Source organism: Mucilaginibacter phenanthrenivorans (assembly GCF_024721155.1).
In the GTDB taxonomy this organism is placed as follows: domain Bacteria; phylum Bacteroidota; class Bacteroidia; order Sphingobacteriales; family Sphingobacteriaceae; genus Mucilaginibacter; species Mucilaginibacter phenanthrenivorans.
This window is the reverse complement of the sequence record NZ_JAHVAP010000005.1, coordinates 421,217-440,199: the sequence shown is the minus strand read 5'-3', so window position 1 is coordinate 440,199 and position 18,983 is coordinate 421,217. Positions and strand designations below refer to the sequence as shown.

Below are 18,983 nucleotides of genomic sequence, written 5' to 3'. Positions count from 1 at the left end.
TCAACTTTTAAACTGCAATGCACCATCAATGGCAGATATAGGACAATTCGTGGATTAACGATAGTTCGATTGTACAATCGAAATGAATAATTAATCAACATGGTAAAAGTGTGTTATGGGTTAACTACCAACTCAGAGATACCCCACAACACTTAAAAAAAGGAAATAATCACAACTAATCGGGAAATGCGCTCATAATCCAGCCTGTCTTTTCGCTGCACCTTTGTATTGTTAAAACGAAACAAAAACTTTAAAATCTAAAAAAAATGGAAAATCAAGCAAAATCCCAGGCAGTAAAAAACGTAGTATTGGTACATGGCGCATTCGCCGATGGTTCTGGTTACAGAGGTGTTTATGAAAACCTTACCAAACAGGGTTATCATGTAACTGTCGTACAAAACCCACTGACTTCCCTTGAAGATGATGTAATAGCAACAAAATTGGCGCTGGATGGCCAGGATGGCCCGGCTATACTTGCAGGCCATTCATGGGGAGGTGCGGTTATAACCGAGGCAGGTAACCACCCGAATGTTGCAGGACTGGTTTACATTGCCGCCTTCCAGCCGGATAACAACGAGTCGGCACTTCAATGGTTCCAGACTGCTCCACCCGCGCCAGAGAACGGCGTGCTGGCTCCTGATGACAAAGGCATTGTTTACTATGATAAAGCAAAATTCCACGCCGGGTTCTGCGGTGACCTGAGCAAGGAAGATGCGGAATTTATGTATGCATCACATGGTGAGTTCTATGCCCAATGCTTTATAAGCCTTATCTCTGATGCCGCATGGAGAAATAAGCCAACATTCGGTATTGTAGCCACCGATGATAAAAGCATCAATCCCGAAATACAGCGTACTATGTACAAGCGTTCCAATACAAAAGTTACCGAGATAAAAGGCAGTCACGCTGTTTATATCTCACAGCCACAAAAGGTGGCTGCTGTAATTGCAGAAGCAGCACAAGCTGTGTCTATCAATTAACCGAACGTTCGATTACAATTTAAGCCCCATTTACCGATTATGGTAAATGGGGCTTTGAATTTTACAAAGGCCTGGAAGGAATATTTTAAAAACGCAGGCAATTTTAAATTAAAGTTTTGGTTTCGATTGCACTTTCGTACTTTGAACGTCGATTAGGCTGCAACCGGTAGTTACGCTGTGTTTGGCTGTAATTAAATTATTTAATCGACAATGAGGCTTAAACTAACGGAGGAAAACACGGGTGGAGAATTACTGCTTTTTAAGGAAGAAGCGGGGTTTGACCGGTTATTTTTCGCCAGGGATCGGTTCAACAAGTACTTTACTATCGCGTGGAATATTGGGGAAAGCCAAACGGTTATCATTGACGGATCTGAGTATGATTTCCCGGCCAATTCTCTGCTGACACTTTTGTTTAACCAATCCTTCAGCTTTAAAAATTCTACTAATATCATTGCCTGGCAATTTAACAGGGAATTTTACTGCATTATCGATCACGATAGTGAGGTGAGCTGCGTTGGGTTCCTGTTTAGCAGTACAGATCACCTGTTCGTTAAGCTGGATGACATGGCGCGACAAAAGTTACAATTACTCTCCGACGTTTTTATTGAGGAATTCAAGACCTCGGACAATATCCAGAGTGAAATGTTGCTGGTGCTGCTAAAGCGCCTGATCATGTATGTAACCCGGCTGGCCAGGTTTGGGTATGTGCCTGCCAAAAAGCTTCAGGACGAAAGGTTTCATATCATTCGAAAGTTCAATCTGCTGGTAGAAGCAAATTTTAAATCGGAGCACTCTGTTAGCTTTTATGCTGAGCAACTTTGTAAGGCACCCAAAACCTTATCCAATCTTTTTGCAATTTTCAACCAAAAGACTCCTTCGCAAATCATCCAGGACAGGATCATAGTGGAAGCCAAACGGCTCTTGTACTATACCGACAGATCGATAAAGCATATAACATTTGAGCTTGGGTTTGAAGACGTATCCTACTTCTCCGCTTTCTTCAAAAAAAATACCGGGATCTCGCCATCTGATTACAAAAATTCGCCGAAAGTTTCCAAAGAAGGGAAATAATCACAACTAATCGGGTAATGTGCGCATAAGCCCCCCCCTGCTTTTCAGCGCACCTTTGTATTGTTGATTCAAACAAAAACTTCAACAACAAAAAAGATGAAAAAGCAAACATTAAAAAACACTTTGAAGGCCGGTATCTTAGCTTTAACAGTAGCTCTTTTTGCTGTAATCAGCACAGTAACTGAAGCAAAAGCACAAACAATTAAGAATGTGGTGTTGGTACACGGAGCATTCGCCGATGGCTCCGGCTGGAAGGCTCTTTATACCGTGCTGACAAAAAAAGGATACCATGTAACCGTGGTGCAAAATCCATTAACATCACTCGAAGATGACGTAACTGCAACCAGGACAGCGCTTGACAAACAGGACGGCCCTTGTATCCTTGTTGGACACTCATGGGGAGGAGCCGTTATCACTGAGGCTGGCAATCACCCCAAAGTGGCAGCACTAGTTTATGTAGCCGCATTTCAGCCCGACAAAGGCGAATCAGCATTGCAATGGTTGCAAACTGCGCCGCCCACCCCTGAAAACGGTGTACTGCCTCCGGACGATAAGGGCATTGTTTACTACGACAAAGCTAAATATCATGCAGGTTTTTGCGCTGATATAAGCGAAGAGGAAGCCGACTTTATGTACGCATCACAGGGTGCATTTTATGCGAAGGGTTTTATAACACCGATTACTGATCCTGCATGGAGACATAAACCAACCTATGCCTGCCTTGCAACCGAAGACAAAAGCATCAACCCTGTTATCCAGCATAAGATGTACGAACGCTCAAATACTAAAGTAACAGAAGTGAAGGGCAGCCATGTAATCTTCATGTCTCAGCCTGAAGCAGTGGCCAAGGTGATCATCCAGGCTGCAAATGACGTTTCGGTAAATCACTAATGTAATAGGCAGGCAAAAGTAACGCCCGGCTAAAAGTCCCCCGATCTCCGCTTCGCAAGATTCCATGGAATTATCATAAGGCTGTTCGAATTCGGGCAGCCTTATGATTTTATGTTGAACGTGCGACTACCCTTTTTAACGAAATACTTACCAATGCCAAAACTGCCAATACCAGGATAGCCCACGCGGCTTGTTCTGCTGCCTTGTTTACAAAAGCTGAAACAAAATTTGGTGTTTGCGTAGCTCGCTCCAGGATCCATGCAATGGCAACCATGCCAGAGATAACAGCGCCCCCAACCCTGACATATTTATAGACAGGTGTTTGGCTTAGTAAAATTAACCACGGAATAGTAATTAATACAACAAAAAGCTGCATCACCTCGATCCCCAAATTAAAGCCAAAAATACTTAACACCAGCATGCCTGCACCCAGTTTAAGGTTAGCTAATATGGATGCAAATGCCAAGCCGTGTATTAAGCCAAAGCCAGCCGCTACATACATTTCCTTCCCCGGAAAAATTGGCTTTATGGCATGAATTGCAGAAACTAAAATGGAAAATGCAATCAATATTTCTACCGGTTGTGCTGGCAACCTTAACCAGCCGAGGGCACCGATCAATAGGGTAATGGAGTGGCCAATTGTAAACGAGGTGACAATTTTCAATAGCCTCAGGATACTGTATTTTGTGCCGCCAAATTTGCCCCATTGCCTGCCATTTGTCAAAAGCGTCGCGGGTAACAGCAGCACGATCAAAAATAGTAAATGATCGGTACCTTCTTTGATATGCTGCATGCCTAAGGCAAACATACTTTTGAACCCTTTAAACCAGCTTCCCTGCTGCAAATTTATTTCCAAAGGATAGATTACATTGTCCCTGGTATTCCAGCTGATTACCATTGCCTCAGCCGATGAAGTATTTAAATTGCCGGTCTCCCAATCGCTGCGGATGGAAAGAAGGGCTGCATGGTTAATAACCTGGTGCATGATCACGTCATAATCGAGCATAAACTTCCGGGTACCTTCGCCCGGCTGTGGTATGATCACAACGTAGGCAACTAATTCCCAATAATCGATACCATTCTCGATATACTTTCCCTTGTCCATTCTCAATGATTCAACTTCAACCTGCCATGGAGCAGTTTTTTTCGAGTACGCGTGGATATGCGCCTTTAGGTATTCCTTTAACTGCGGCCCGAACCTTTCAATAAGTGTTTCCGGGTTTTTAGATATGTTGTTGCCAAAAGCAAGTTCCAGTTCTGATAACGGCATTTGAAGTTCCAGTGCAACCCTGTTAGGGCTTGCATCTAAAAAAACAAGCGTATTCGGTGTTTGATGGGCGCTGGAAGTGGTTGGTCTTAATGCTGCGATAGCAAGAATGGTTACGAAAACAAACAGCCGCCAGCTGTTTTTCTGGCGACTGTTTATTGAAAACATGTTTTCCATAGTTTCTATAAATCTTTTTATAAACCTATATAATCACGGCTATGATCTCTCATGACGCTATGGTAGTGAATTCCGGAAAGCACCACACCTGTCTGGCAAATAAACTCTATCCAAACACTTGGTCCATCTATCCTCACATAATCGGTATTGGTTGTTAAAAATGAACTGGCTGTACCGGCAACTGCTGATGTATTGCTGGCATAGCACACATAAGTACTTGCTAGCTCGTTTTGATAAATGGTAGTGAAAGCAGCCGCAGAAGTGGCATCCAGGTCGTTAATCCATGGCATCATGGCTGCCAACACTTTTGCCTGTGCTGCCGTGCTCAATGTGCTTACCTTAATTCCCTGTTTGGTGGTTGGGAATGTGTTGGTAGTAGATCCCGGGATCATCAGACAGTCTGAGAAGGAACTGGATATTTTTGCTGAAGCCAGTTCAGTACTTGTGAACGAACCAAGCATATTCTGCATAGCAGTATGTTCAGATTCCATTGGGCCACTATAGGTGGTGCCGTTTAAGGTAAATGAACCTTTTGGCTCTACGCCCTGGTGCAACGGTGTGATGCTGGTAACTACACCGGCGTCATAAGTGATATTTTGTGCGTAATGGTGTCCGCCTATCTGCAGCATCCATTTCCCGGTTGTAGATGGGGTACCCAAAAATGCGATAACATAGTTGCCTGAAGAATAGCCGGAAGCAGTTTGCCCCAGGTAATCATCGGCAGCCATAATTTGGGTGAATTCGTCATAACCTTCCCCGGTTGTTGTTCCGAAGGCTGCCTGTGCAACAGCTTTTGCAGCGGTTAACTGTGTGCTGGTTAAACTGCTAAATGCCAATCCGTTTCTGCATGAAAGCCCGCATGGCAGGTTTGACCATCTTTCTGCGTTTGCCAGGTTCAATGTAAGTACAACTGATGCCTGCTGCGTAGTGGTAAGCGTTGCTAAAAAAGCATTGGCTAAACAGGTTACTTTTGATGCAACGGTTGTTGAGGTAGAGCATCCCGTAGATGTACTTGCTGTACCTACAGTGACTGAAAAACTACACGTTTGCCCGCCAAAGGTAATGGAAAAGGCGGCGGTACCTGTTGACGTTGCTGTACCGGCAATCGCGTACGTAAGGCTACCTGCCCCGCTGGCTAATGTACCCGCTGCTAAAGTTGCCGTTAGCCCGGTAACCCCGGTTGAGGAGATAGCAGTACCTGCCGAATAAGCAGCCCCGTTACCACCTGTATACGGTACCGTAGCGCTGCCGCTAAATGCCACATCCACAGTTGCTGTTGATGATACTACTGCCGAACCACATGTTAAAGCCGAAACTGAAGCAGTGGTAGTTCCGTCTGTTTTGCTGCTCTTTTTGCAAGCCACCAGGATGCAGATCCCTATTAGTAAGGTCGTCCCGGATAAAAGTATTAACTTTTTCATGATTTAATAATTTGTTTTAGTTTCCTGATCCGAAAGTATTGTCCATTCTTTTCGGATTATAGATATTATCGGTAAGCGGGGCTGATGTGTCGATAAACTGATGCTAGCCGACAATTAATCCATACAAAATATAGCATGAAGCGTTGATTTGGGACGGCATGGTAAAGAAGTATCCTGATATTTTTGGGGAAGTCTACAATCCTGTTTATGAGCATTTGGTCAATCATATTTAGTAATTCCTCATTCCTATTAGTTACATTTGCCCTGATATAAGTTCTTTACTTTATTTCTTTTTCAACCAGTATAGGTTTTACTTAATTGTAGATTAATAGGGAATCGTGTGTAAATCACGAACTGTCGCGCAACTGTAAGTAACATAAAAAGTTTTTGCCAATCGTGTCCACTGTCGCATTATGTGTATGGGAAGGACGGTAAAAATGTTATAAGTCAGGATATCTGCCATACTGAATTGACAATGCTTTCGCGAATGAGGCAAAGTCTGGTACTACGTGTTTTTAATTGTTGATCCTACCTGGCAATTACATGCGTGCGCTCCCTTCTTTTCTTATCCAAAAACAGCATTGCGAAGTTTAGCTAAACGGGCTTTTAACTGAATTATTTATTTAATCATTAAAAGAAATGCTAACACAAAATCTCGGCTACCCGCGTATTGGTAGCCAGCGTGAGTTAAAAAAAGTCTGCGAAAATTATTGGGCAGGCAAAACAGGATTAAAAAATGTACTAACCGTCGGGAAAAACATCCGGCACGAAAACTGGCAGATCCAAAAGGATGCCGGGATCGACATTATCCCCTCAAACGATTTCTCCTATTACGACCAGGTATTAGACCATTCCCTGATGTTTGGGGCCATCCCGAAACGCTATCATGATGTGATCTTGAAAAAGGGGAATGAAGAGCTCGATCTCTATTTTGCCATGGCTCGCGGCTACCAGAAAGACGGACTGGATGTAGTGGCGATGGAAATGACGAAATGGTTTGATACCAATTACCATTACATAGTTCCTGAATTTTATAAGGATCAGCAATTCAAATTATTCTCCAATAAAGTTATAGATGAATTCTATGAAGCTAAACAAACAGGCATTATAACCAAGCCCGTATTGATCGGCCCTGTTTCGTATTTGTTATTGGGCAAGGAGAAGGAAGCGGGCTTTCACCGGCTCGACCTGGTTAAAAACCTGCTACCGGTGTACGTAGAGATCATTAATAAATTAAAGGCATTGGGTGCAGAATGGATCCAGTTTGATGAACCATTTTTAACCCTCGACCTTACAGAAAAAGAGCAGCAGGTTTATAGAGACACCTACAAGCAATTGCGAAAGGAATTTCCCTTCCTGAAAATTGTACTGGCCACTTATTTTGAACGCCTCGGTAGTAATACTGCTTTAACCGTTTCGCTGCCCGTTGATGTATTGCATCTCGACCTGGTTCGTGCGCCGCAGCAACTGGATGAGGTTATCGCACAACTACCGCAAAAAACAATCCTTTCTTTGGGTATTGTGGATGGCCGTAATATTTGGAAGAATGATTTTGAGCGGTCGTTAAAGATCATTCAAAAGGCAAAGGATAAGTTAGGGGCTGATCGTGTGTGGATAGCACCATCCTGCTCCCTGGTACATTCGCCCTGCGACCTCAATAATGAAACAAACGAGGCAGTGCTAACCCCTGAGATTAAACAATGGCTGGCCTTTGCCCGGCAAAAAGTAAGCGAAGTGGTGTTGCTTAAAAATCTCTCATCAGGTAACGCAAGCGCAGGAAATGAACACCGCCTGGCAGAAAATAAGCAGGCTAATGCCAACCGGAGATCTTCGGCCCTTATTCATAACCAAAAGGTTAAACAACGCGTTGGAAACATAACCGAAAAAGATGCAAGCCGCCAAAATGAGTTTTCTGTACGAAAACAATTACAGCATCAATTACTAAACCTGCCGCTGTTTGCGACAACAACAATAGGCTCGTTTCCGCAAACGGCGGAGGTGAGAAGCTGGCGTGCGCAATTTAAAAAAGGTACCTTAACGGAAGCCGAATACAATACGCTGATTGAAGAGGAAACGGAAAAGGCGGTAAAATGGCAGGAAGAAATCGACCTTGATGTATTGGTACACGGCGAGTTTGAACGTAATGATATGGTTGAATATTTTGGCGAGCAACTGGCGGGCTTTACGTTTACGCAAAACGGCTGGGTGCAAAGCTATGGCAGCCGCTGTGTAAAGCCACCTATTATTTATGGCGATGTTTCCCGGCCACAACCAATGACGGTTAAATGGTCTGCTTATGCACAATCATTAACTAAAAAATGGATGAAAGGCATGTTAACCGGCCCCGTAACTATTTTACAATGGTCGTTTGTGCGGAATGACCAGCCGCGTTCTGAAACCTGTACACAAATTGCCTTGGCTATCCGCGATGAAGTTTGCGACCTGGAAACCGCCGGGATTAAAATTATCCAGATTGATGAGCCTGCCATCCGTGAGGGATTGCCTTTGCGTCGGGAAGATTGGGCTGCTTACCTGGATTGGGCGGTAAAAGCATTCCGCATTTCTGCAAGCGGCGTAAGCGACGATACGCAAATACATACGCACATGTGCTACTCTGAATTTAACGATATCATCAAGAGCATTGCCGAAATGGATGCTGACGTGATCACGATTGAAACATCCCGGTCTCAGATGGAGCTGCTCGATGTTTTCGCCGATTTTAAATATCCGAATGAAATTGGCCCCGGTGTTTATGACATTCATTCGCCCCGTGTACCTAACCGCGAGGAAATGATCAGTCTGCTTAAAAAGGCAGAAACGGTTATTCCCGACAGCCAGCTTTGGGTAAACCCCGATTGCGGTTTAAAAACGCGTGGATGGGATGAAACAAAGAAGGCCTTAATTGAAATGGTAGCCGCCGCCAAACAAATGCGGGAAACGGTAAAGGAAACAATTTAAAAACAAGGTCCGGGCAGCATAAAATGTGCTGCCCGTTTTAAAATTAAACCATGGCTCAACACGAAGCAAAACACTGCCCAAGGTGCAATATAGCCTTTGAATGTAAGGTAGGCAGTATCCTGCAATGCCAGTGCAACGGTATAAACTTTACCGATGCAGAATGGGATTATATCAGGCTTACTTATACCGACTGCCTTTGCAGGCATTGCCTGCAAACTATCAAACACGAGATCAGCTCAATTGCTGTTAAACAAAAAATACAGGCAATACTTGCCTCGATAAAAAAACAATGAATTTAGAAGAACGAATAAACAGATCTGAAACACGGATTTTCAAAGCGGTGTTCCCCAATACCACTAACCATTACGATACACTTTTTGGCGGTACGGCCATGCACATGATGGATGAAGCAGCTTTTATCACAGCCACCCGTTTCAGCAGGCAGGTAATGGTTACTGTGAGCAGTGACAAGATCGATTTTAAAAAGCCTATACCGGCCGGAACAATAGTGGAGCTTGTGGGCCGGGTTATTCATGTTGGCAATACCAGTTTAAAAGTAGGGGTAGAGATCTATATTGAACAAATGTATGCCGAGGGCCGGGAACTGGCCGTTCATGGCGATTTTATCTTTGTTGCTATTGACGAAAATAAAAAACCTGTTAAGATCATCAAGTAATGCTGGTATACGTTACACGCAAAGAGCATTTTAACGCTGCACACCGGATGTACCGTGAAGAATGGCCGGATGAGGAGAATCTGAAGGTATTTGGTAAATGCGCCAATCCAAACTGGCATGGTCATAATTATACTCTTTATGTAACCGTAAAAGGTAATGTAACTTATGAAAATGCTTACCTTATTGATTTAAAAGAGTTAAAGGTGATCATAAATAGCTTCGTGATTGAAAAGCTCGACCATAAAAACCTCAACCTGGATGTTGAATTTATGAAGGGCAAAATGGCTACTACAGAGTTACTTTGCATGGAAATTTTCAACCAGCTAAAGGAACCTGTAGAAGCCTATAATGGCGTGTTTTTACATTCGGTTAAGTTGGCTGAAACCGAAAATAATTACGCGGAATATTTTGGCAAAGACTGATCCGCTTAGTTACCTGCCGGGAACTTCCGGACTATAGGTTAACCTGCTATTGTCACTACCAGTCTGCGCCCATCCGGTACATCCAGGTCCCAAAGCTCAGCAATGTCTTCCAGCTTAACTTCGGTGGTTTCAACCTTCAATTTGCCATCGGCTGCCAGCTGAAACATCTCTGGCAGGATCTCGGAAAAAAGTTTGTGGACCTGTTCCTTAGGCCAGCTACCCAGGCCAGATCCGGTTAACTGCAAATCAACGCTTCTTAAGTTGGCGGCTGATAATTGAATCAGGTCGCCGGTCATGCTGCCGACAGAAACAAACTTGGTTTTGTGGGTAAACGAGCCTTTGCCCATTAAGCTTTGCAATATCATTTCGGCAGTATGTCCCCACAGGTAATCAATAATTACATCAATCGGCGTGCTTGCGTGCGTTTCCTTCAATTGCGCAATAAATTGTTCGTCTTCTTGTTTAACCGAAATGATCTCATCGGCGCCAAGCTTCAGTAACTCCTGTAACGATTGTTGATTTCTCCCGGTTGCAATTACCTTTTTTGCGCCGTAATGTTTTGCTATCTGCACTGCTACCCGCCCTGTAAAGCCGGTAGCGCCATTGATCAGCACCACATCTCCCGGCTGAATCTCCGCTTTAAACCGAAGACCCATGGCTGCGCCAATTACAGCATTTGCTAATGATGCCGCTGCTGCATCGCTTACGCCGGCCGGTAATTTTACAATCCTGTCTTTTACAATGGTGGCCTTCTCTGCAAGCATCCCGCTCACCGCCATTCCGTAAACCCTTGTGCCATCTTCAAGGATACAAACACCATCGCCGCCAATAATGCGGCCGCCTTCCTTCGGGGCATCACTTGAGTAGTGCTTGCCGGTTGCTCTGCCTTTATCAAAATGTTTTATAGCCACGGCTTTTACCGATACCAATAGTTCGTCATTGTTTTGAGCGGTGGGCTCGGGGAAATCTACATATTGAGGGAGTTCACCCTTCTGATACATTACTGCTGCCTTCATTCTTCTTGTTTTTTGTTAAGACAAATTTACAGCGATGCCAAAGGCCGGGCGATAACATATGTTACCGAATGCATTCCCCCTATCTTTTTTTGGCAAGGGCGCTTTTTATCCTGCTGAGGTGAACCCTGCTTACCCCTAAATAGGATGCGATGTAATGCTGTGGTACCCGTTGAACTATATGCGGCCTTTCACTTACCAGGTTTTGGTAGCGTTGTTCGGGTGTATCCCTGATGAAGGAAACAAATTCGTGCATGTAATGCAATTGCCGCTCGGCAGAAATCGCTAACATCATTTTAATAAAGTCGGGTTCCTGGCTCAATTCATCCATTAAATTGGTGAGGTGCTTTTTAGGCAGCAGGTAAACCACGGATGGTTCAATGGTTTCGATGGTGAAAAGGCTCGGGGTGTTTTTCAGGAAGCTTTCGAATGAGGTTAAGCCCTCGTTTTCAAAGAAAAACTGCACGGTTTTATCGTTGCCATTATTATTGAAGCATAAACGGACGCAGCCCTTTTCCACAAAAAAGTAGTGCCCAGATACTTTTCCCTCTTCCAGCAAAACCGTTTTCGCAGGAACTTCCATCCGCTGCTGAAACTCCAGGTATTTATCCCAGTAAGTACTTAATTGGGGAAATTTATCTTTGAAATGAAAAAGCATGAATTAATAATATGATTTGCTAAGTTAAGATATTCATAATGCTATGGCACCTGATGCTTTCATGTGATGTTAAAGGTTGTTAAATTTAAGGAATTGGCCCTTAATTTGTTTAGGTAAAATATGAAGCAAAAAGTACTGGTTATAGAGGATGAACCGATAATTGGTGAAATGATGAGCCTCCTGCTTGAAATGGATGGTTACGGCGTAATAAGCCTGGCTGATACCGGCATGGCGCGGCGTAAACTGCATGATAAAGAGGTAAGCCTGGTGATGCTGGACCTGAACCTAAAAGGGGAAGATGGCCAATCTATGTGTGCCTATATTAAAGGGCAGGATGACCTTAAACATATACCCGTGATCCTCGTATCAGGTAACTCCGACCTCGAACAAATTAAAATAGATTGCGGTGCCGACGATCATATTGCCAAACCATTCGGGCTTGATGATTTTATGAGCAAGGTGCGTACATATTCGGGTGCCGTTAATTAACTACATCCATTCAAGTTCGCCGGTGTTAAAGCCAAGCGATACCGCTTTTGCAAGAAAACGCGTCTTGATATCATCCGGGATGCTGTTTTCACGGGACAGGAACCACAAGTAATCCAGGCTATTGCCCGAGACAAGTGCATAGTGATAGTCTTCATCAATATCAAGCACATTATAGTCGAGGTAAATAGGAAGATAGTAGGCTACCTCTAACTTGCCGCGAGTTTCCGGCCCCTTAAATTTTGCCTTGCCTTCGGCTTCTACCGGTTTATTCTTTTCAAAATTGTATGCGCGCGTAATAACACGGATGGAACCATCCTCATTCAGCGAGTATTCTTCGGTTAAATTCTTTAAGTTTTTTTCAATGCGGTTTGGCAGACGGGCAATCTCATACCACATGCCCATGTATTTCCTTTTATCAAAAGGCTGTACTATCGCGCTTTTGGGAATCTTCCCTTTGGGCCATAAGGCATAAGCCACCCCGGCTATCCCAGCCCCGACAGCCGCGCCGATCATCCATTTCTCTTTTTTCATACCTAAAGAACGTTCGGAATACTGATTTAGTTTTTCCCCCTGACCCGGTTAACTCCCGCTTCGTCAATTTTCAATAAGTCTTTTTTCAAAATAGATGGTGCCTGCTATCGGGCTGTACCGGTATGGCTCAATTTCATAAAATCCGAGGTAACGGTATAGCTCCTGGGCCTTTGTTTGGCCCGGCACGGTGTCGAGCCTGATGAATTTATAATTCAGCTGCCTTGCCGTTTCAATTGCCGATTCCAATAAGCTTTTTCCTATTTTCAAACTCCTATAGGCGGGCTTTACATATAGCCGCTTTAGTTCTGCTATTTCTTCAGAAAATTTGCGTACCCCGGCACAACCTGCGGTTTCGTCATTGTCGACAAAACACAAAAGCAAGGCTCCTTCAGGTTGTTTGTATTGTTGGGCGATGGTGCTTAATTCCTTTTTGAAATCCTGGTAACCGAGGTCGAAATCTAATGAAGCGGCATATTCTTCAAATAATATTTTCGCTTGTTCAAACTGTTCGGTTGTATCGGCTATTTTAATGCTGACGATTGACATTTTTTATTCGTTTTGTTTTTGCCTCTAAAAATACTGCGCGAAGGCAAAAAGTTTAAAACAAATGTCGAATTATCATCAGCATTACCAATAAAATACCACCTGGCTCGACTATTTCAGCGCCTTAACTATTTCAACTTCTGCAAGCGGTTCCATTACCTTATAACCGGCAAGGTTGGGGTGAACCCCGTCTGTCGCCCACTCACTCTTTAAACCCTGGTCCGCGTTAACCATGGCGGAGTAATAATCAATATAACCTAGCTTGTTTTTTTGTGCATAGGCTTTTAACAGCTCATTTAATTTAATTATCGATGCACGCGGATCTATACCCGGATGCCACGGAAAGGCGAGTGCCGGTAATACCGACGAAAGCACCACTTTTATATGCGCCGCTTTGGCAAGTTCGGCCATTGAAAATATATTGCCGGCTACATTCTCAATTTTTGAGGGGCCGGTGTTCTCGGCAATGTCATTAATTCCCGCTAAAATTACCACTACGGTGGGTTTCAGGTTGATCACATCCTCCCTGAACCTTACCAGCATTTGCGGCGTGGTTTGTCCGCCGATGCCCCGGTTGATATAAGGCCTCCCCGTAAAAAAGCCGGGGTCGGTATTAATCCAGCCTTCGGTGATGGAGTTGCCCATAAACACCACACGCTTTTCGCCGATGGAAGGTGGCGGCAGTTTTTCATTGTCGTCCTCGTAACGCTTTATCCAGGCCCAATCCTTGTGGATGCGTTCCTCAATCATCTTCTGGAAATTGGCCCATGCCTCGGCCTTTTTTTGTTCTTCGGTTTGCTGGGCTTTTGCCTGGATGCCGGTCAGTAACAAGAGACAGAGTAGTAGTTTTATAGTTTTCATGTGATTGGGTTATAATATTGCTTTTTCTGGTTCACGAAATGGAAGACTCTTATTGGTTTGTATAGCAAATGTATGAAAGCTAAATTGATTTAGCAAATTGAAATTATTCGAAAAACATACTTAAGGCTTTATTTTATTTTTCTTCTTTATTTATATAAAATTTATCCTTAAATTAGTTTTAAATAACCTCGTATGGAATTGACACCTAAGACCTTAGCAAAATCAGCAACTTATTTAGAAAATGATGTTTTTAAAAAAATTATAAATTGGGATTTGACGGCAGTTAGATGCTATATAATAAAAAAGGGCTATTGTGCAGCTGAACAAATTGATCAATTAGAAAAGCAGTACAAAAGGTTTATTTTTTTATGTACTATGAAAGGATCTAAGCGCGTTCCTTTTTCCTATGCTGTAGACCAAATGTGGCATAGTCATATTCTATTTACACAGGATTATATTTCATTTTGTGATAAAGTAAATGGTAAATATATTCATCATTGTCCGGTAGAGGTAGATGAAGAGAATAAAACAGCAATTGAATCTTTAGAATTTGAAACTTTGGAATTATATAAAACGACCTTTGGAGAAAGGTATTTTTCTTCTTTAATGATCGACGGTGCAAAATGCAGAGATTGCATGGGGCCTTACGATTGTTATGATGACCCCGAGCCACCTAAACCTGGAAGTCCCGAATTGCCTCCTGAACCTGAAAATTAGTTTCTTTACACTCTTTGTAAACTACATTTAAGTGGGTATTTGCTCAATAAGTGGTGACTGAATTTTTCTCAATTTCTTTATTCTGATAACATTTTGATGCGACTCAAACATGAGCACACAACGTTTTCTTCCTAACTCTTTTATCAAGAACATCGCCTTACAAATAAGAGAAGATTATGACATGCAAAATAATCCTTTTCCTATAGATACTGATGATCCAAAGAGAAAAACAGCTGATGCTAAAAAACAGCCAACAGGCTTTATCGGCAGGAAACAGCATTCGGCAAAATTTCATCAGTTTCTCCAAAGTAAATCGAAGAAGGGTATTTTCTTAGTTACCGGCTTTCGGGGGATGGGAAAGACGAGCTTTGTTAACGTAGTACTTGATCACTACAAAAAGAATCCCGAGAAAAATGGGGAGATATTGACCGAAAGAGCAAGGAGAAAAAGGGCGGAGGCAATTATTCCTATACACTTAACTTTAACCCAGAACAATCCAAAGGAAATAGACATTCTGCGGTTAATGGTTACAAGTATAAACGATCAATACCCTCGTCAGCGAATAAACTGGGTGCTATTGATAACGCAAATATTAATGGTTCCGGTTATACTTGGTGCCATTATCCTGGCCACAATATTGTTCCGAACCGATGCTATAAACGTTTTTTATCCGGGAGTTAAATCAATACCAGAGAGTTTCCATGCTCTATGTTGGTGTACAGGCGGTGTCGCCTTATTTCTTGTTATATATGTAGGTTTAAAGAAATATCATCATCACCACGAAAAAAAAATGACGCCCGAGCGCCGCATCAAACATTTAACCGAAAGATGCTACTCGGTAATTTCAGAAGAGAATAGTAACAATGATGAAATAAGTTTTCAGGGAATAAATGCAAGGATATTAGGAAATAGCGAGAAAACTATCAAGCAGTCGGCATTAGCGACTACCAAAGAGATTGAATACGAGCTACAGGGATTTCTAAAGGAGGCAAATAAAGAATTCATCTTTATTTTTGACGAATTGGATAAAGTTGAGCCTACGGTTGGTGCACTTTATTTTTACGATGACGCTGACAATAAGGACACAGCAAATTCCTATGAGCGTAGGGTACGTGATCGAAAGCAGGCGGTTATCAATATAATTGCGGGGCTAAAAAACTTTTTTACAACAGCGGAAGCGCGATTTATTTTTATTGCGGGACGCGAAATGTTTGATGCGTCTCTTGCAGATGTAGCTGATCGGCAGGCATCAGTAAGCAGTATCTTTACCTATGTTTTTAATATTGAAAGTTTTTTAAAGGAAAAGGATATCAGGGAAGGCGACAGCAATAAAAATAACGCTTCTTTAAGCTATGCAACCGAAGAGTATTTAAAGGGCGTTCTTTTCGGACAAAATATCGAAGATTCATTATTTAAGTCGGCAGTTGATAAGTACACCGGCTATAATTTCTCCGATCGAGGTTTTGTTTCCTTCGGTAAAGACGAGCCGGAGTTTGTTAAATTATACTTTATCCTTCAAAAGTTTGTAACCTATCTAACATATCGCAGTAATGGTTCGCCAAAGAAAATGATAAAGGAAATTCAAGAGCTAATTATTTTAAAGCCGGGGAAAGATTCTTTTGACAGTCGTACCATAGTATTTGAAGAAACTAATAGTAACTCAAATCTTTATTTATATTTTAATTACGACAATCAATACAGGTTTGGCTTTATCAATTATTTATACAGGCCTTTTTTAATTAAATATGGACGGAGTTTCAAACTTTTCAGCGACAACATTATTCAGTCTACGCCGTATCTTTTTGATCATCTGCTTAAATTTCACCCGTTTGCCTTCTCCTTGTCGAACCTTGAACTAATTCCGGAAATCCTTTCCGCCAATAAGACCCCCGCGTTGCGTGATCATATAAATAAAATCATTGAACATCTTACTTTGAATCACCTTAGGGAAATCGAAATTGGGCTATTTAATTACAAGTTTTTTAGCCGTACTCTAAATGAAATCTCGTACCTGTCAAAGATTTTTGAACAAGAGGGAGCGGGCTTAAATTTTACACTTGACGAAAGTTACTTGGTTAAAATTCACGTCCGTGATAAAATTAAAGAGCTTCGTTATAATTATCAGCAATTAAATACCGATTTAAATGTGTACCAACAGGTATTTTCCATAACACATTTAAATCATATTCTGGGCGATTTGCATTTTTTCGATCAGGAATATAATGATGCTATTTTAGCCTATCAAGATGCAATAAAGCCAGTTGATATGTTGCCTGTTGCCACTATTGATATATCTGATTTTGTGACTCTTGTTAGAATTAAACTTAAGTTGGGCTTATGTTTCGAAAAAATAAACTCATTCGATAGCGCCTCAGCATTATATTCGGAATGTACCCGTGACACGGTTCAATTTATCTACAATTTTCAAACTGTATTAAGGGAAACCGGCGAAGGCAAAAACCTTCACAATAGCACACTACGTAATTTTGATAAGTCTTTTCTACAGGAGATTATGCCGCTGATTATTCAAGGCTTTTTAGCAAAAATGATCATTAAGGAGAAGATGAGGTTCAGCGGGGTTCGGGATTTTACAAAAGATATTTATAATGTTAGCAAAATGATAAATTTTGTGAACGAAGAATTTAATAAACCAACAATCGTACATGCCAATTTATTATTACACGCGGGAAACCTCGCATATTTTAAAAACACACTTGGTAAAAATAAAGGAGACCAAATAACGGCTGCAGAAAATGCGTTTGAATTATCTGATGCAGGCCGGTCAACTTTTTTAAAGGATCTCGAGAAGCTTGAAAATCGTAAAGGCAATTTCAATGTTAAGTCTAAATTACGGAGGAAGCCTTTATTCGCATTACATTTGTATTTGCTTGGAATTTGTGCTACAATAGATTCAAGAAAAAGTCCTTCTGATGAAAGGACCCTGAATTTAATTTGCAAGGACAAAAATATTATAAGCGATTTACTAGAAAGTATAATTAAGGATAAGGAAAACTTTCTTTTAAGGGGCCTTGATCATCGGTATTTAGCTTATTTTCTGTCAAATATTGGGGATTGTCTTTTGGCTATGTATCAACATAAGGAAAAGGATAAATATTCCAATTTTAAGGTTTATGAGATTTTTGATTTAGAGTCGAAGGAAGCGGTACAAAATGAGCCGGATCTGCTGCGTAAATTTCAGCTTTTTCTCAAACAGCCGATCACTCAAGAGGATTTTTCCTTTAAAGATATTTTATTGTGTTATTATTTGTCGGGGGAATTTTTTATAAAACATGGCAGGGCAATTAGCGGAAGTTTCCAGTTTAGAAAGATCATGCATGTTTTAAGAATAATTCTTACAAAAGGTGATAAAGATAATGTTAATGCTATACCTCCGGATTTTGTCCATGAATATATTGATGATTTGTTGGTTAAACGGGTTATCGAGATTGCCGGCAACAATGCAGCTAATACGGATTTGCACATGCTAGAAAAAGCTAAAATGGAAAGCCATTTGAAAAGCAAAAAAGATAGACAAGGTGAAATTGATAAAATGGTGGAAAGCATGTCATTAAATAATATCTCCAATCATGCTGACACAAGGGAAGCAGTTTTATTGTCTGGCTTTATCAAGTTAAAAACAGGGGCTGAGATCAAGGATACTTCCTTGTTTATATCTTCCAACAATTCAATTTCTACCCAATATGCCCGAATTCTGGAACTCGATTTTCATGCTAAATTCTCTTACAAACAACTAAAGAAAACTGAGACCAAAAACATTCCAGCTTTAGTGATTAATTACGTTTATAGTTTACTCTCCTTGCTTCGTATTCTCGAGATATATAATAATGATTTTGTTATCGGTTATCGGTTTTCTGCTTATACCCATTTTCATTTGGCCCAATTTCTCGATGAAGATTTGGATGATTATATTAGGGATTTTCCTGTCGATATAAATTTAAAAGATGAGCTTGATTTCTTGTTGGGAGAGGGCTCTTATTCATCGCTTAATAAAAACTATCATTTTAAAATGGCAAAGGACTTATTTGAAAAGGCCATTCGGCTGCATTCATACGGCACAGAGTACAAAAACATGATCAATGGAATGCTATATTTAGAAGACGATTTTAATGACAATTCGTATCATTTTGGAGCTGCAATGGACAGATACTTAATGATAAATAATGTTTTTGATTTAAATATAGAAGAATGCAAAAAATCAATTATTAATTTTAATCCCGCACAATTTTTTAATGATGTTAAATCGACGAGCAACTAAGAAAAATATCAGGATTGTGTAAGAACATTCGA

General features: G+C 41.5%; 17 protein-coding genes and 1 riboswitch. Of the genes, 10 read left to right on the top strand and 7 right to left on the bottom strand.

Annotated elements, in window-relative coordinates:
- The first annotated feature begins 266 nt into the window (after positions 1–266).
- The 3 genes from KXD93_RS14120 (at position 267) to KXD93_RS14110 (ending at position 2,942) form a co-directional block, all read left to right on the top strand.
- A complete protein-coding gene (locus tag KXD93_RS14120; RefSeq protein ID WP_258137791.1) occupies positions 267–980 on the top strand; it encodes an alpha/beta hydrolase in 714 nt (237 codons plus the stop codon).
- Positions 981–1,190: 210 nt separating this feature from the next.
- A complete protein-coding gene (locus KXD93_RS14115) occupies positions 1,191–2,051 on the top strand; it encodes a helix-turn-helix domain-containing protein (protein ID WP_258137790.1) in 861 nt (286 codons plus the stop codon).
- Positions 2,052–2,147: 96 nt separating this feature from the next.
- Positions 2,148–2,942 carry an alpha/beta hydrolase gene (locus KXD93_RS14110; protein WP_258137788.1) on the top strand — a complete coding sequence of 265 codons (795 nt, stop codon included), beginning with the start codon at positions 2,148–2,150 and terminating at the stop codon, positions 2,940–2,942.
- 109 nt (positions 2,943–3,051) lie between these two features.
- Here the strand turns inward: KXD93_RS14110 and KXD93_RS14105 are convergent, their stop codons facing one another.
- Together KXD93_RS14105 and KXD93_RS14100 are read right to left on the bottom strand one after the other, a co-directional pair.
- Positions 3,052–4,386, bottom strand: a complete 1,335-nt coding sequence (locus KXD93_RS14105; protein ID WP_258137787.1) for a HupE/UreJ family protein — start codon at positions 4,384–4,386, stop codon at positions 3,052–3,054.
- A 17-nt stretch (positions 4,387–4,403) separates the two neighbouring features.
- A complete protein-coding gene (locus tag KXD93_RS14100; protein WP_258137786.1) occupies positions 4,404–5,807 on the bottom strand; it encodes a DUF3500 domain-containing protein in 1,404 nt (467 codons plus the stop codon).
- A gap of 288 nt (positions 5,808–6,095) precedes the next feature.
- Positions 6,096–6,284, top strand: a riboswitch (cobalamin riboswitch).
- Between the two features lie 162 nt (positions 6,285–6,446).
- Between KXD93_RS14100 and metE the strand changes: the two genes are divergently transcribed.
- The 4 genes from metE to KXD93_RS14080 are packed head-to-tail and all read left to right on the top strand — an operon-like array spanning position 6,447 to position 9,863.
- Positions 6,447–8,765 carry a 5-methyltetrahydropteroyltriglutamate--homocysteine S-methyltransferase gene (gene metE / locus KXD93_RS14095; protein ID WP_258137784.1) on the top strand — a complete coding sequence of 773 codons (2,319 nt, stop codon included), beginning with the start codon at positions 6,447–6,449 and terminating at the stop codon, positions 8,763–8,765.
- 50 nt (positions 8,766–8,815) lie between these two features.
- Positions 8,816–9,058: a cysteine-rich CWC family protein gene (locus KXD93_RS14090; protein WP_258137783.1), complete on the top strand. Its 243-nt coding sequence runs from the start codon at positions 8,816–8,818 to the stop codon at positions 9,056–9,058.
- Positions 9,055–9,441, top strand: a complete 387-nt coding sequence (locus KXD93_RS14085) for an acyl-CoA thioesterase (protein WP_258137782.1) — start codon at positions 9,055–9,057, stop codon at positions 9,439–9,441. The genes KXD93_RS14090 and KXD93_RS14085 overlap by 4 nt, the downstream gene beginning before the upstream one ends.
- A 2-nt stretch (positions 9,442–9,443) precedes the next feature.
- A complete protein-coding gene (locus tag KXD93_RS14080; RefSeq protein ID WP_258138084.1) occupies positions 9,444–9,863 on the top strand; it encodes a 6-pyruvoyl trahydropterin synthase family protein in 420 nt (139 codons plus the stop codon).
- 38 nt (positions 9,864–9,901) lie between these two features.
- On the opposite strand, the gene KXD93_RS14075 is transcribed toward KXD93_RS14080, so the two are convergent.
- Positions 9,902–10,879 carry a quinone oxidoreductase family protein gene (locus tag KXD93_RS14075; RefSeq protein WP_258137781.1) on the bottom strand — a complete coding sequence of 326 codons (978 nt, stop codon included), beginning with the start codon at positions 10,877–10,879 and terminating at the stop codon, positions 9,902–9,904.
- A 79-nt stretch (positions 10,880–10,958) separates the two neighbouring features.
- Positions 10,959–11,534, bottom strand: a complete 576-nt coding sequence (locus KXD93_RS14070) for a Crp/Fnr family transcriptional regulator (protein WP_258137780.1) — start codon at positions 11,532–11,534, stop codon at positions 10,959–10,961.
- 120 nt (positions 11,535–11,654) lie between these two features.
- Between KXD93_RS14070 and KXD93_RS14065 the strand changes: the two genes are divergently transcribed.
- Positions 11,655–12,023, top strand: a complete 369-nt coding sequence (locus tag KXD93_RS14065) for a response regulator transcription factor (protein ID WP_258137779.1) — start codon at positions 11,655–11,657, stop codon at positions 12,021–12,023.
- Here KXD93_RS14065 and KXD93_RS14060 read toward each other — a convergent pair whose 3' ends face one another.
- The 3 genes from KXD93_RS14060 to KXD93_RS14050 form a co-directional block, all read right to left on the bottom strand.
- The gene (locus KXD93_RS14060) at positions 12,024–12,554 is read right to left on the bottom strand and encodes a lipocalin family protein (protein ID WP_258137778.1); all 531 of its coding nucleotides are present in this window, start codon (positions 12,552–12,554) and stop codon (positions 12,024–12,026) included.
- 63 nt (positions 12,555–12,617) lie between these two features.
- On the bottom strand, positions 12,618–13,100 hold the full coding sequence (locus KXD93_RS14055) for a GNAT family N-acetyltransferase (RefSeq protein ID WP_258137777.1): 483 nt from the start codon (positions 13,098–13,100) through the stop codon (positions 12,618–12,620).
- 108 nt (positions 13,101–13,208) lie between these two features.
- The gene (locus tag KXD93_RS14050; protein WP_258137776.1) at positions 13,209–13,958 is read right to left on the bottom strand and encodes an SGNH/GDSL hydrolase family protein; all 750 of its coding nucleotides are present in this window, start codon (positions 13,956–13,958) and stop codon (positions 13,209–13,211) included.
- 192 nt (positions 13,959–14,150) lie between these two features.
- Here KXD93_RS14050 and KXD93_RS14045 point away from each other — a divergent pair, with 192 nt between their 5' ends.
- Both KXD93_RS14045 and KXD93_RS14040 read left to right on the top strand, forming a co-directional pair.
- The gene (locus KXD93_RS14045; protein WP_258137775.1) at positions 14,151–14,675 is read left to right on the top strand and encodes a glycine-rich domain-containing protein; all 525 of its coding nucleotides are present in this window, start codon (positions 14,151–14,153) and stop codon (positions 14,673–14,675) included.
- A gap of 109 nt (positions 14,676–14,784) precedes the next feature.
- Positions 14,785–18,951 carry a P-loop NTPase fold protein gene (locus KXD93_RS14040; RefSeq protein WP_258137774.1) on the top strand — a complete coding sequence of 1,389 codons (4,167 nt, stop codon included), beginning with the start codon at positions 14,785–14,787 and terminating at the stop codon, positions 18,949–18,951.
- Positions 18,952–18,983: the final 32 nt, after the last annotated feature.

Bases quoted from the DNA above. Each gene is read 5' to 3' on its own strand.
- KXD93_RS14050 (WP_258137776.1), bottom strand. From the start codon at position 13,958: ATGAAAACTATAAAACTACTACTCTGTCTCTTGTTACTGACCGGCATC.
- KXD93_RS14120 (WP_258137791.1), top strand. From the start codon at position 267: ATGGAAAATCAAGCAAAATCCCAGGCAGTAAAAAACGTAGTATTGGTA.
- KXD93_RS14100 (WP_258137786.1), bottom strand. From the start codon at position 5,807: ATGAAAAAGTTAATACTTTTATCCGGGACGACCTTACTAATAGGGATC.
- KXD93_RS14090 (WP_258137783.1), top strand. From the start codon at position 8,816: ATGGCTCAACACGAAGCAAAACACTGCCCAAGGTGCAATATAGCCTTT.
- KXD93_RS14075 (WP_258137781.1), bottom strand. From the start codon at position 10,879: ATGAAGGCAGCAGTAATGTATCAGAAGGGTGAACTCCCTCAATATGTA.
- KXD93_RS14060 (WP_258137778.1), bottom strand. From the start codon at position 12,554: ATGAAAAAAGAGAAATGGATGATCGGCGCGGCTGTCGGGGCTGGGATA.
- KXD93_RS14115 (WP_258137790.1), top strand. From the start codon at position 1,191: ATGAGGCTTAAACTAACGGAGGAAAACACGGGTGGAGAATTACTGCTT.
- KXD93_RS14070 (WP_258137780.1), bottom strand. From the start codon at position 11,534: ATGCTTTTTCATTTCAAAGATAAATTTCCCCAATTAAGTACTTACTGG.
- KXD93_RS14085 (WP_258137782.1), top strand. From the start codon at position 9,055: ATGAATTTAGAAGAACGAATAAACAGATCTGAAACACGGATTTTCAAA.
- KXD93_RS14055 (WP_258137777.1), bottom strand. From the start codon at position 13,100: ATGTCAATCGTCAGCATTAAAATAGCCGATACAACCGAACAGTTTGAA.
- KXD93_RS14065 (WP_258137779.1), top strand. From the start codon at position 11,655: ATGAAGCAAAAAGTACTGGTTATAGAGGATGAACCGATAATTGGTGAA.
- KXD93_RS14040 (WP_258137774.1), top strand. From the start codon at position 14,785: ATGAGCACACAACGTTTTCTTCCTAACTCTTTTATCAAGAACATCGCC.
- KXD93_RS14045 (WP_258137775.1), top strand. From the start codon at position 14,151: ATGGAATTGACACCTAAGACCTTAGCAAAATCAGCAACTTATTTAGAA.
- metE (WP_258137784.1), top strand. From the start codon at position 6,447: ATGCTAACACAAAATCTCGGCTACCCGCGTATTGGTAGCCAGCGTGAG.
- KXD93_RS14110 (WP_258137788.1), top strand. From the start codon at position 2,148: ATGAAAAAGCAAACATTAAAAAACACTTTGAAGGCCGGTATCTTAGCT.
- KXD93_RS14105 (WP_258137787.1), bottom strand. From the start codon at position 4,386: ATGGAAAACATGTTTTCAATAAACAGTCGCCAGAAAAACAGCTGGCGG.